Here is a 12,626-nt window from a genome sequence, read left to right on the forward strand (position 1 = left end):
TTCGGGCAAGTTCAGCTCCAATTCAATGCCATTTCAGCCATCTTCTAATATCCGCCCCGTTTCTTCTAATAACACACTAATTTCTTCTAATATCACACACGAATCTTCTAATAACCCCCACATTTGTTCTAATAAAATTCCAGCAAGAGTCAAGTGCAGAATCTTGTGTAAAATGCTTTTTGGGTTTTTGTATGTGCTCTTTGTTAGTTGATATAGGATTTCTAGGAAAGGGCTAGCCCTTTCCTAGAAATCCTATATTTCGCGCTTTACTATTCACTTTTTTATTCTTCTACATACACGTTTTTATAACTAAACATAGGTGATTTCTTCTTTATCTCATCATCAATATCCATTAATACTGCGCCGATTAGACGGGTTGCCGAGTCATGATTCGGAAAGATTCTAATTACTTTTTCTCTCCGTCTAATTTGTTGATTAATATTTTCTACCCGGTTCGTTGTTCGGATAAAGCGGTGAATCGCCGGTTTAAACTGATAGTATTGTGTCACTTCATCGAAACCTTGTTCCAATACATCCATCGCTTTTTCATATTTATCCACTTCACTGTATTCATCTTGGAGAGCCTGGTATTTTAACTTGGCATCTTTTAATGTATCTTCCCGGAAAATAGCAGCTACTTTACGACGAAAAGCTCGGGTATCTTTTTTCGGAAGTTTTGTAAAAATATTTCGTGTAAAATGGAAGAGGCAGCGTTGCCAGCCTGTCCCTAAAAAGCATTCAGAAATGGCTTTCTTCAAGCCTACATGCGCATCCGAAATAACCAGTTCAGGCTTGTTCAGTCCACGCTCCAGAAGCTCTTGGAAAAAGCCTTTCCAGGCTGTATAACTCTCCACGCTCGCCACTTTAAACCCAATGATTTCTGTCTTTCCATCCGCTCTTAATCCCGCCGCTATATAAACCGCCTTTGACACAATTTTGCGGTTTTCCCGCACTTTGATATACATGGCATCTACATATAAAAACGCAAAGTGACAATGGTCAAGTTTACGGCTGGCCCACTCTTTAATGAGCGGATCCAAACGCTTCGTTAGTGTAGAAATAAAAGAGGCGGATACCGTTTCGCCAATGAGTTCCTCTACGATTTTTGTCACGCGACGTGTGGAAACGCCCTGTACAACCATTTCCATCATCGACTGAATAAAGGCTTTATCCATCCGTTGATGACGTTCAAATAAAGTCGTCGAAAACTTTCCGTCACGTGTACGAGGAACCTTTAATGAAATCTTACCAATCGCCAAAGTATAGTCACGTTCGTAATAACCATTGCGCTGTGTTACCCGTGTATCGTTTCGTTCATAGGCTTCTGCTTGAAGATAGGCGTCACGTTCATGTTCCATGTATTGATTTAACATTAAAATAACCGAAGATTTAATGATGTTGTCCATATCAGATCCGAGTATCGCTGCTTCAATTTCTTCTAGATTTAGGTTAAGATTAAGTTGAGTCATATTAATTCCTCCTAATGTTTTGGTAGCACAATACATTTACCCTGGAATTGATATGACTTTTCACTTTTACACAATTATATATACATATTCCCAGCAAGACTTTTCCCCCTAAGTATTTCGCCAACAAAAAAAGGCGCTTGATGAGGCGCCTTACTTTTTTATGGTTGCTGTGTAAAGTAACTCAATTCTTCATCGAACTCCGCATAGTCGAAGTAAATCATCGGGAACAGGAAGCGATGGTTATTTTTTAAATCGCGTAAAATTACATGGTCACGACCGGCAGCTTCCACAACTCCGCGAACCGCCCGTGTATTACTGCCAGCTACCGCATTATCAAATGAAAAATAAAACGTACCCGGTTTTCCTCTGTTTAATCGTAAAATATTCTCGATATAGGATTCCTCACGTGGAAAGCCTACTCCTTGCATACCTTGCATAGTTGTAGGCATCGGAACTGTCGCAGGACTCATCTGTTGCATTGGAGACGTCCAATAGTAAGTCAATTTTGCATCCTTTCATAAAAAAATTTAATATACTACAATTGTCGGTGCAAGAAACAGTAAACGAAGAAATAGCTGCTGTTTCTCTGTTTTCACACTAAGCAGGGCACTTGCATCACCTTCTGCCGCACTGTAACCGAGAAAGAAGGGCGGCATGTAAACCTTTTATTTGAAGTTTAGGCGTTCGATGTGACCTCCTTTTTCGATTTAGTATATGCATAAATAAAAAAAATGAACACCGAAACAGTGTTGTTTTTTGACTATGCAACATACAATAGGATTATTAGTTGGGTATGTAATAAATTTCAATAAAAAGGGTAATAATAAAGTAAATATACGAGAGATTGTTGCCGGTGTTGACGAAAAGCGCGGGAGTGGAACATCATGAATATAGGGGTTTGGTTAGGCATAATAATTAGCGCATTACTGTCCTTTGCGGTTGCAATTCTTTATGAACAGCCGATACATTGGTATTTATTGGTTCTACTAATCGTCATCGGTTTATTTATTAATACAATTATAATAATTTTAAAAATGCAGGATGATCATACGTAAAAGATGAGCCGAAATCAATCGGTTCATCTTTTTATGTTCAGAGAAAAAATAAACCCGTTTAACCTCGGTCGTTTGGGTAAGCCAAACATCAAGGAGAAACGGGTGTATAAGTCTTTAAATCGCTAACAGTTTTTCAAGTTTTTCATTGTCCAGCAAGTTTCCGACCAGGAACTCGCCGAATTCGCCGTAGCGTGCTGAAACTTCATCAAAGCGCATTTCGTAAACGATTTTCTTGAACTGAAGCATATCATCAGAGAATAATGTAACGCCCCACTCGTGATCATCCAAACCGACAGAACCTGTAATGATCTGTTTGATTTTACCTGCATAGCTGCGGCCGATCATACCGTGGTCATACATCAATTTTTTACGATCTTCCATTGAAAGCATGTACCAGTTGTCATTGCCTTCGCGTTTTTTGTCCATTGGATAGAAGCATACGTATTTTGACTTTGGCAGTTCAGGATATAAACGCGCACGAACATGCGGGTTCTGATATGGATCTTCATCTGATTTACCTGCTAAATAGTTCGATAATTCGACAACAGAAACGTAAGAATACGTTGGAATTGTAAAATCGGCAATTGCCAATTTCGCGAATTTTGTTTCGATTTCATTCAGTTCTTCAGGTGTTTCACGTAAAGTCATAATCATGAAATCCGCTTTTTGGCCAATGATTGAGTAAAAAGCATTCGAACCTGTATCTTTATTTAAGTCTTCTAAAAATGCGATAAATTCTTTTGTAGCGGCTTCGCGTTCTTCAGCCGAAACCAATTTCCATGATGCCCAGTCCATTGAGCGGAAATCATGTAATGCGTACCAGCCATCTAATGTAATTGCTGCTTCATTCATCTGTTCAAACACTCCTTGTAAATGAAAATGATTCACAATTAGTGTAGCATAGTTTCAATAAAAAATATCATTTCAAAGCTGCAAATTCTGTCAATTCACCAATTTGACATGACTTTAAAATACGGTATGCTAAAGTGAGGAAAAATTAGGCTAGGAGTATAAAATATGAATGATATTTTGCAGCAAACAATGTGGCGTTTTATCGACCAGTCGATTAGCGCAAATAAACGCTCGCCATTAGAGTCCTTTGCGATGGATGATACACTTTGTCATCTTGTCGGTCAGAAAATGACCAATTCGACAATACGTACGTGGGTTCATCATGACGCAGTCGTTCTCGGAATCCAGGATCACCGATTGCCTTATATTGAGCAGGGGATGGATACATTGAAGAACAGCGGTTATGAGCCGATTGTCCGCAATTCTGGAGGACTGGCGGTCGTATTGGATGCGGGAGTTTTAAATATTTCGATTGTCATAAATGAGGACAAGCCGTTAAGTATTAATAATGCGTTTGAAATGATGGTTGCATTGATTCGTCAGTTATTCCCCGAGATTGCAACGAAAATAGAAGCATATGAAATTGTTGGTTCTTATTGTCCTGGTTCATATGATTTAAGTATCGGTGGTCAAAAGTTTGCCGGTATTTCACAGCGTCGTATGAAAAACGGGATTGCCGTTCAAATTTATTTATGTGTAGAAGGCAGCGGCAGTGAGCGTGCGGAACTGATTAAACGTTTTTATGAAAGTGGTCTGCAAGGCGAGAAAACGAAATTCGAGTATCCGGATATCAAGCCGGAAGTGATGGCTTCACTTCAACAGCTGACAGGGCAAAACCTGACAGTATTCGAAGTGAATGAAAGACTGCGCAATCTATTGAGCCAAAAGAATGGCCAGCTGTTTGAACTGCCATTGCAGCAAGAGGAAATGGAATTGTATAACTATTATTTAGACCGCGTGTTCAAGCGCAATGAATCGATGCTAAGCAAATAAATAAGCAAATAAATAAAAAGAAGGCGAGGTGCTAATATAGCGCTTCGCCTGAATCATTTAACGATGTTTGGGAAATCAAGTTGCCGTTACGCTCCATTTTGAATGTAGGAGTAGCCTCAGTATCTGTTTCTAGTGCTACAAGTCGTCTTGCGCGGTTCATAATAGAAACAAACTGCTCGTAATCTTCTTTAATCGCTTTATTTTCCTTTTGTAGTGCTGCCAGCTGTTGCTCAAGCTGGTTTTTCTGTTCCGTTAATAGTGATGTCAATTTGCGCCATTTCAACAAGTCCTGCTCATTTGAATTCGTATGCTGCAGTTGTACTAAGTATGCAATGACGATATCGAGTGATAATGCCGATAATGGAATCGAAGTTGGCTGATTTTCATTTGACGGCAGTAAGTATACTGGTGTTGTTCTGCGTTTTGTAGCTGTATTCATCATGCGCATACGTTCTTTACGTTCCTTTTTCGCCTGTGCCAGTTCTTCTTCATAAATACGTCGTACTACGGCGTTCCAGCGAAAACCGCAAGCTGCTGCTGTTCGGTTCAGTAAATCTCCAGCTTCTTCAAATGCATTTAATTGTGTACTTCCTTCTTTTACATGGCGTAAAACAGCCTCTGCTAACAGCTCATCATTCTCTTTCACCCATGCATCTTGTCTTGTTTTTGTCATCAAAAACTCCCCCTGAATTAATAATAGTTTTGTTGTTGTAAATCTATCATGTCCAAAGGGGAAAACATTTATTCAATATATCGTAAATTGTTGCTAGAATGATGAGAAATATGTTCCTAGCAGAAGTTTGACGGGAATTGCTAGGATAATGCTTGAATGAAATAAGCTAAATGAGATACAATAACAAATAGGTTAAAACAGCGAAAATAGCTCATAGAGAGGTGTTGACACTATGGCAAACTTATTCCACGTTTGCGATGAATGTCAGGCCGTTAATTTAAAGACGTTAATTCCAAAATTAAAGGAAATTGATCCAGAAGCAACGATTGAAATTGGCTGTCATTCATATTGTGGCCCCGGCCGCAAAAAAACATTTACATTTGTAAATAACCGTCCAGTTGCCGCATTAACTGAAGAGGAGTTAATGGTAAAGGTACTCGACAAATTGAAAAAGTAACAGCGTAAAAAGGACGCGTTCTGAAATATTTCAGAACACGTCCTTTTTGCGTTTTTGGCAGATTCATTTCTATTTCCATGATAACTCACTTATAATGATGTTAAGAGATAAGGAGGTGGGCCAGCTGTGTTGACGACATATGCAAAAACGAAACTGCAAGAGGAAAAAGTTTTTAAAGACCCTGTCCATCGCTATATTCACGTACGGGATCAAGTCATCTGGGATTTGGTCAAAACAAGAGAATTTCAAAGACTGCGCCGTATCAAGCAGCTTGGTACGACGTATTTAGTGTTCCACGGAGCTGAACATAGCCGGTTCAATCACTCGTTGGGCGTTTATGAAATTGTCCGCCGTATTGTGGATGATGTATTTAAAGGAAGAAAAGAATGGGATGAGTCCGAGCGTTTACTCGTATTATGTTCCGCATTACTGCATGATTTAGGGCACGGCCCGTTCTCCCATGCATTTGAAAATGTATTTGAAACAGACCATGAATATTTTACACGCCAGATTCTGCTGGGGGATACAGAGGTAAATGCCGTACTCCGTCGTGTGGCAGATGACTTCCCGGAAAAAGTTGCGCAAGTGATTGAAAAAACGTATCCAAATGAACTGGTTGTCAGCCTGATTTCCAGTCAGATCGATGCCGACCGTATGGATTACCTGCAACGTGATGCGTATTATACAGGTGTCAGCTACGGCCATTTTGATATGGAGCGCATCATGCGTGTTATGCGTCCGCGCGAGAATGGCGTCGTAATAAAAGAAAGCGGAATGCATGCGGTCGAGCACTACATTATGAGCCGCTACCAAATGTATTTGCAAATATATTTCCATCCGGTATCAAGAAGTGCGGAAGTTGTGCTGAACCATATTTTGAAACGGGTGAAAGTGCTGTGCAAAAATGATTATCCATTTAAATTCGAACCGACGCCATTTATATCTTTTTTCAAAGGAAATGTTACATTGGAAGACTATATTGCACTTGATGAAAGTATCATGCTGGCGTATTTCCAATTTTGGATGGAAGAGGACGATGAGATTTTACGGGATTTGTGCAAGAGATTCGTCAACCGGAAACTGTTCCAATATACGAATTTGAATCCATATAAACAGCCCGAAGTATATGCACAGCTGCAACGATTATTTTTACAGGCTGGCATTGACCCGGAATATTATTTAGTGCATGATTCTACATCGGATTTACCGTATGACTTCTATCGCCCAGGTATTGAAGGGACGAAGAAGCCGATTTATCTGCTTATGCAGGATGGGATGCAGCGTGAACTATCGGAGGAAAGCCAGATCGTTGAAGCGATTGCCGGTCGCATTAAAGTGGACCATAAAGTGTATTATCCCGAAGAGCTATTTACAGACGGGCGGATTCCAGCCGCATTGCGCAACGAAATTAAGCAGCTCATTGAGGAAGTGTAATATAAGCAGGAGACCATGCATCAGGATACACGGGAAAATTCCGCAGAGTTACAAAAATTGATAGCGCGAAATTAAAAACACCTCAATCTTCTTTCCCTGGAGAAGATTGAGGTGTTTCATATTTATTAATTAACCGACATTCAGCGCTATTGAACCATTATTGGTCGCTGTAGCGTACGCCACCTTTTGCAAAGTGGTTTTTAGACATTTCTTCAATAATGACTGATACGTTTTCTGCTGGTGCGTCAACTGCTTTAATAACAGCTTGTGTAACTTCTTCAACGAGCGCGCGTTTTTGGTCATCAGTACGGCCCTCAACCATTTTAATTGTAACGATTGGCATATAGTCGCCTCCTAGTTAAAATATAGTGTATAGTATTTATATTAGCGTATTTGGAGGGATTTACAATGGCAAATGAAGAAAAACCGAAACCGAAAATGGGTTTTACAATAATAAAAAATGATCCTACCGATGGGCATAAAGGATTCGGTATCGGTTCACTTTCCCTGGAAAACGTTTCGCCGGTCATTGTCGACGTCGCAGAAGGAACAGCAGTTGTTGACATTGGAGCAATGCATGCGAAAAGTGAAGTAGAGCGTGGTATTAAGTTTACGATGAACCGTGAAGACTCAGCAGGCGGAAAAGATTACTGGCTTGTCTGGGTCACAATTGACCATAAAGAATCCGGTGCCTATTTTGCCGGTGTTACGGCATGTGAAATGGTCGTAAACCGTGAAAAACGCCGTGGCTATAAGATTTTGGCGGACCATGTGAACAAAATGGATAAATCGATGAAGCGCCACATTATTGTGGACCACATGGATGAACCATCAAAGAAAATACTGTCCGACTTCCTGAAAAGCCACAATGAAGAAATGTGGAATAACAGTGAAGAAAAATTGAGACAGGATTTAGCATAAGACTGCATTCTTTACTGAATTCTAGATTTTATAAGAAATATCACACAATTCAGTGAACAATATGTGGAATTTTAAAAATTAAAAAAATCCGTGGTTGAAACTGGTTCTAAAAGAAAGTAAACTGAATTTAAAGCTTGCGAAATAGTAGGCTAGGACATGTGGGAAATGAAACAGGTTGAGCAGTATGCGGCATTTGAACCTTCCCAAGCCGAATGCCCCATGGTTCTCATCCTTTCATTCACCACAATAGAAAAGCTCTTTCGTATCACGGACTGAAACCGGATACGAAAGAGCTTTTTTAGTTATTATTATTCCCAAAAGTTGCGCAATGCCTCAAAAGGCAATGATTCAAAGAAGTTGCCCCATGAATCCTGATTGAACAGATCAAATGATGCACAAGATTCCTTTGGTACATCTTCGGTTTTCATGTAAACAACACGCTGGCTGGAGCAAGATTCATGAGCCAGTTTACCTGTACGAATATCGACAGTTACAGGTTCTACTCCGCTTGGCATTGTAAATGTTTCGTTTGCCTTTCCATCAAGTGCTGTTTCCATGAAGTCAATCCATACTTGCTTGGATGCGGCCATATCAGCCTGGACAGATAAAGTTTTGCCTTGGTCATATCCATTCCATACACCTGCCGTTAAGCTCGGTGTAAAGCCGATCATCCATTGGTCACTGTTTGTCGTTCCTGATTTGGCTGCATATGTGTGACTCATACGTGAACGCAATGATAAACCGGTCGCCGGAGAGTAATCACTGAATACAGGGTCGAACATACCTGTCATCATTTGCGTTAAGATGAATGCATCCTGCTCGGAAATTACTAGTTCTTTTTCAGGTTTCTTATATTTGTAAACGACTTTTCCTTTGGCATCAGTAATAGACAGTACAGTAGTCGGTTGCCGTTTTTCTCCGCCTGCAGCAATGATATTGTAGGCGTTTGTTAAATCATACAGTGAGTTTTCTGCCGTTCCAAGTGCAATGGATGGTACGTCTTTTTCAGAATAGTTGAGTCCGAAACGTTTTTGCACATCTCGGAAAGATCGGTAGCCGATGTTTTCCAATGCTTTTACCGCATAAATATTGTCGGAAATCGCCAATGCCTGCGCCATGGAAAGCTCGTGATCTGCGTATTTTTTATTGACGTTTTGCGGTGTATAAGTTGCTCGTCCACTATCATACGTAAAAGTTGTTTCACTTACATCCAGGAAGGACATCGGGTTAAAATCTTTTTCCAGTGCTGCCGCATACAGTATCGGCTTAATGGCAGAACCCGGCTGACGATTACCTAACGCAACACGGTTAAACGAACTTACACTGTAATCACGCCCGCCGACCAGTGCTGTTACAAAACCAGTATCAGCTTCCATACTTACAAAACCAACTTGCAAATCACTGTTTGGCATATTTGTCTTGATGGCATTTTCTGCTGCTCGTTGATGTGCCTGGTTGAGTGTTGTTTGGATCGTCCAGCCACCTTCGCTAATACTCAGGTTTTTCTCTTCTAAAATATCGCTTGCTTCTTCCCATACAACATCCAGGAAATAGGGAGCAATTGATTTTGTCGCAATCCATTCATCACTTTTTAGGGCAACCTGCTCTGATGTGGCGCGTGTTCTTTCATCGTCTGTAATTTTCCCTTGATCATTCATTAAACGCAAAATTACTTGCTGACGATTTGTTGCCTTTTCCAAGTTATTAAGCGGCGAATAATACGTCGGTCCTTTTGGCACGCCGGCAAGCATCGAAGCTTCGGCCAATGTCAGGTCCTTCGCGGATTTGCCGTAGAAGTAACGGCTTGCTGCTTCGGCACCGTACATTCCGTGTCCGTAATAAACCGTATTTAAATAACCTTCTAAAATTTCTTCTTTTGAGTAAAATAACTCCAAACGGTATGCAAAAAGAGCTTCATTTAACTTCCGGGTCCATGTTTTTTCATGGGATAAATATAAATTCCGTGCATATTGCTGTGTCAGCGTACTGGCACCTTGAACTTTACCCCCGGCTTTAATATCCGCCAAAACGGCCCCTGCAATACGGGAAAAGTCAAAACCGCTATGTTCGAAGAAATCTTTATCTTCTACTGCAACAGTAGCATCGATTAAGTAAGGTGAAATTTCATCAAGATCTGTCCAGTAACGGCGCTCCTTTGTAAAATAGTCACCAATCTGATTATTGTTGCTATCTAAAAAAATTGAAGCTTTCGGAACGGTAAGTGGCGGTGCTCCGGCAACCTGTGCATATATTCGCAATGAAAGGAACATAACAGCGAAAAAACATAAAAGGGCAATCATAAAGAGTCCGATTTTTTTCACGAAATTTTTTCGCTTTTTTCGTTTTTTATATTGCTGTCTTTTCAAGTTTTTCCACCTCATTTCTTATTTAATAGAGCGCAATATAAATTGAATGAATTACAAAAAGTGATGAAAATTCTATTGCACTTTTAATGAAAACAACTATACTTTTTCGTAGCGCATCTTACGAATTTAGTCGTATATGCAGCTATTACAAAAGCAATCCATAATGTCGAATTATGTCAGTTGCACTTAATTATACGAAAATAGCGAAACAAAAGTTTCATATGTTAGATTTAGTATGAGCAATATCTTCTATCGCTATGCATTCTAAATTAAGAAATCAATTTATAATAAGCAATTTAAAATAGAGAAAGGTATAGGTGACTGTAAATGAGATTTGATGAAACTTACGCAGGGAATATGTTTATTAAAAGCCACCAAAACTATGAAGAAAGTAAAGCCGTTTTATACGGCATGCCAATGGACTGGACAGTAAGTTACCGTCCGGGCCAACGTTTTGGTCCTGCCCGAATCCGTGAAGTATCGGTTGGTCTGGAAGAATACAGTTTCTACTTAGACCGTGAGCTTGCAGATGTACCATTTTTTGATGCGGGGGATATTCCACTGCCGTTCGGTAATCCGGAAAAATCATTAGCAGAAATTAAGACGTTTGTCCGTCAAGTACTGGCAGACGATAAAATTCCAGTAGGGATGGGTGGAGAGCATTTAGTATCATTGCCTGTAATGGAAGCTGTCTATGAAAAGTACGAAGATTTAGCGATCATCCATTTTGATGCACATACTGATTTACGTACAGATTACGAAGGGGAGCAATACTCACACGCAACACCAATTCGTAAAATTGCCGATACAATCGGACCTGAGAATGTTTATTCATTCGGAATCCGTTCAGGCTTAAAAGAAGAGCTGCAATGGGCAAAAGAAAATGGCATGCATATTTCATTGTTTGAAGTATTCGAGCCGTTAAAGCAAGTGTTGCCTACATTAAAAGGACGCAATGTTTATGTGACGATCGATATTGACGTATTGGACCCTGCACATGCACCTGGGACAGGCACTGTTGATGCTGGTGGTATTACACCTAAAGAACTTTTGGCATCAATTCATGAAATCGCACGCTCTGAAGTGAATGTTGTCGGCTTTGACCTAGTTGAAGTAGCACCAATTTATGATCACTCGGAAATTACAGTAAACACTGCTGCAAAATTGATCCGCGAAATGATTTTAGGCTGGGTGAAATAGCAGGGATTTATAAAACAGAGAGATAGCAGGACATTGAGGTGTTGTTAACTGCTAATTTTATTTTGATGGTACTCGAGCTTGGTCGAGTACCTTTTTTTATTTCGGAGGTTGCTGCAGCCTTTATGTGCAACAGGAAATTGTGCTAAAAGAGGCGATTAATTGGGGAAATATCCAGGCGACGCCATGTTACAGTTCAAACTTAATGGGGTATATAGAATGACATGCTGCTGTCATGAAAGTGCTCGGTCGAACCGGATACTTTGGGGGCCTCCACATATAAAAAGGCATATTTCGCTTCGATACCCCCAAAATTAATACATAGAGTATTGCAACAGTACGTGGTGATCTTTACATGTAGTTCAGCTACACAGAGGCAAGTCAGAAATAGGAGTGTTTATGTTGGAAAAGGGTCATATTATATTAATTATTTCATTGCTATTCAATGTCCTGTTGTTAGGAACAGGAAGTTATGTGGTGAAAAATATCGGCGGATTGGATTTTATAAAAGCAAAAATGCAGGCAACACCTTCGCCCAAAACGGATTCTGCCTATTACTCCACGAAAAAAAGCGTATTTGAAAAGTCGTCAATTAGTAATGCAGATAAAGTTTTCATTGGTGACAGTATTTCCGATTACGGCGAATTCCAGGAATACTTTCCAAGTGAAGTTGTGCTGAATCGAGGAATCCGGAATGATTGGACAGGAGGGGTATTGAAACGTATTCAGGAAGTAGTGGATCGCAACCCGAAAGAGGCGTATTTAATGATTGGGGTCAATGATATCCGTTACGAAACAGAAGACGAAGTATATAAACGCAATGTTGAGAAGATTGTGGATGCGTTTAAAGGAAAAGATACAAAACTCGCAATTCAATCAATCCTCCCTGTGAATAACGGGTTATTAGGAAATGAAGTGACAAATGATAAAGTGAAACGGTTTAATGTAATTTTGCAACAGATTGCCGATGACAAGGGGATTGAGTATATCGATCTGTACTCAAGCTTTATCGATAAAAACGGACAACTCGCTAAGCAATTTACAGTTGATGGGCTTCATTTGAACGGAAAAGGGTATGAAGTTTGGGTCGACAAGCTTCGTTTACAATAGGATAAAGCACCGATGCCTGAGACTTAGGAACAAAAGCTAAGAGCGCCACATCCTGTGGCAACGCTTTTGTGACTAACATCGTGTTAGCCCCAGCCCCAC

At 40.1% G+C, this 12,626-nt stretch carries 14 protein-coding genes; 7 read left to right on the forward strand and 7 right to left on the reverse strand.

Translation table 11 applies throughout. The features are described 5' to 3' along the window. Positions 1 to 281: 281 nt before the first annotated feature. The 3 genes from MKX73_RS09725 to MKX73_RS09735 all read right to left on the reverse strand — a co-directional run bounded on the left by MKX73_RS09725 (position 282) and on the right by MKX73_RS09735 (position 2,125). Positions 282 to 1,469 carry an IS256 family transposase gene (locus MKX73_RS09725; RefSeq protein WP_340717253.1) on the reverse strand — a complete coding sequence of 396 codons (1,188 nt, stop codon included), beginning with the start codon at positions 1,467 to 1,469 and terminating at the stop codon, positions 282 to 284. Between the two features lie 158 nt (positions 1,470 to 1,627). Beyond that, on the reverse strand, positions 1,628 to 1,948 hold the full coding sequence (gene gerQ, locus MKX73_RS09730) for a spore coat protein GerQ (protein WP_340717254.1): 321 nt from the start codon (positions 1,946 to 1,948) through the stop codon (positions 1,628 to 1,630). Between the two features lie 48 nt (positions 1,949 to 1,996). Then, positions 1,997 to 2,125 carry a hypothetical protein gene (locus tag MKX73_RS09735; protein ID WP_340717255.1) on the reverse strand — a complete coding sequence of 43 codons (129 nt, stop codon included), beginning with the start codon at positions 2,123 to 2,125 and terminating at the stop codon, positions 1,997 to 1,999. A 228-nt stretch (positions 2,126 to 2,353) separates the two neighbouring features. Here MKX73_RS09735 and MKX73_RS09740 point away from each other — a divergent pair, with 228 nt between their 5' ends. Next, complete coding sequence (locus MKX73_RS09740) at positions 2,354 to 2,524, forward strand: hypothetical protein (RefSeq protein ID WP_340717256.1); 171 nt, start codon at positions 2,354 to 2,356, stop codon at positions 2,522 to 2,524. A 114-nt stretch (positions 2,525 to 2,638) separates the two neighbouring features. On the opposite strand, the gene hemQ is transcribed toward MKX73_RS09740, so the two are convergent. Continuing rightward, positions 2,639 to 3,376 carry a hydrogen peroxide-dependent heme synthase gene (gene hemQ / locus MKX73_RS09745; RefSeq protein ID WP_340717257.1) on the reverse strand — a complete coding sequence of 246 codons (738 nt, stop codon included), beginning with the start codon at positions 3,374 to 3,376 and terminating at the stop codon, positions 2,639 to 2,641. A 165-nt stretch (positions 3,377 to 3,541) separates the two neighbouring features. On the opposite strand from hemQ, the gene MKX73_RS09750 reads away from it, so the two are divergent. After that, on the forward strand, positions 3,542 to 4,369 hold the full coding sequence (locus MKX73_RS09750; RefSeq protein WP_340717258.1) for a lipoate--protein ligase family protein: 828 nt from the start codon (positions 3,542 to 3,544) through the stop codon (positions 4,367 to 4,369). Between the two features lie 31 nt (positions 4,370 to 4,400). Here MKX73_RS09750 and MKX73_RS09755 read toward each other — a convergent pair whose 3' ends face one another. Next, positions 4,401 to 5,042, reverse strand: a complete 642-nt coding sequence (locus MKX73_RS09755) for an RsfA family transcriptional regulator (RefSeq protein WP_339175085.1) — start codon at positions 5,040 to 5,042, stop codon at positions 4,401 to 4,403. A 232-nt stretch (positions 5,043 to 5,274) separates the two neighbouring features. On the opposite strand from MKX73_RS09755, the gene MKX73_RS09760 reads away from it, so the two are divergent. Together MKX73_RS09760 and MKX73_RS09765 are read left to right on the forward strand one after the other, a co-directional pair. Continuing rightward, the gene (locus tag MKX73_RS09760; RefSeq protein ID WP_008404549.1) at positions 5,275 to 5,499 is read left to right on the forward strand and encodes a DUF1450 domain-containing protein; all 225 of its coding nucleotides are present in this window, start codon (positions 5,275 to 5,277) and stop codon (positions 5,497 to 5,499) included. A 126-nt stretch (positions 5,500 to 5,625) separates the two neighbouring features. Then, complete coding sequence (locus MKX73_RS09765) at positions 5,626 to 6,933, forward strand: HD domain-containing protein (protein WP_340717259.1); 1,308 nt, start codon at positions 5,626 to 5,628, stop codon at positions 6,931 to 6,933. A gap of 157 nt (positions 6,934 to 7,090) precedes the next feature. Here the strand turns inward: MKX73_RS09765 and MKX73_RS09770 are convergent, their stop codons facing one another. After that, positions 7,091 to 7,276, reverse strand: coding sequence for a 2-hydroxymuconate tautomerase (locus tag MKX73_RS09770; RefSeq protein WP_340717260.1), 186 nt, complete (start codon positions 7,274 to 7,276; stop codon positions 7,091 to 7,093). A 65-nt stretch (positions 7,277 to 7,341) separates the two neighbouring features. On the opposite strand from MKX73_RS09770, the gene MKX73_RS09775 reads away from it, so the two are divergent. Beyond that, positions 7,342 to 7,854 (forward strand): YwhD family protein, encoded by a 513-nt coding sequence (locus MKX73_RS09775; protein WP_340717261.1) that lies wholly within the window; start codon positions 7,342 to 7,344, stop codon positions 7,852 to 7,854. Positions 7,855 to 8,162: 308 nt separating this feature from the next. Here the strand turns inward: MKX73_RS09775 and MKX73_RS09780 are convergent, their stop codons facing one another. After that, the gene (locus MKX73_RS09780) at positions 8,163 to 10,220 is read right to left on the reverse strand and encodes a transglycosylase domain-containing protein (RefSeq protein ID WP_340717262.1); all 2,058 of its coding nucleotides are present in this window, start codon (positions 10,218 to 10,220) and stop codon (positions 8,163 to 8,165) included. Between the two features lie 327 nt (positions 10,221 to 10,547). Between MKX73_RS09780 and speB the strand changes: the two genes are divergently transcribed. Further along, positions 10,548 to 11,420: an agmatinase gene (gene speB, locus MKX73_RS09785; RefSeq protein ID WP_340717263.1), complete on the forward strand. Its 873-nt coding sequence runs from the start codon at positions 10,548 to 10,550 to the stop codon at positions 11,418 to 11,420. A 396-nt stretch (positions 11,421 to 11,816) separates the two neighbouring features. Further along, positions 11,817 to 12,527, forward strand: a complete 711-nt coding sequence (locus tag MKX73_RS09790) for a GDSL-type esterase/lipase family protein (RefSeq protein WP_340717264.1) — start codon at positions 11,817 to 11,819, stop codon at positions 12,525 to 12,527. The last annotated feature ends 99 nt before the right edge of the window (positions 12,528 to 12,626 follow it).

The sequence above is a fragment of the Solibacillus sp. FSL W7-1436 genome (assembly GCF_038007305.1).
In the GTDB taxonomy this organism is placed as follows: Bacteria; Bacillota; Bacilli; order Bacillales_A; family Planococcaceae; genus Solibacillus.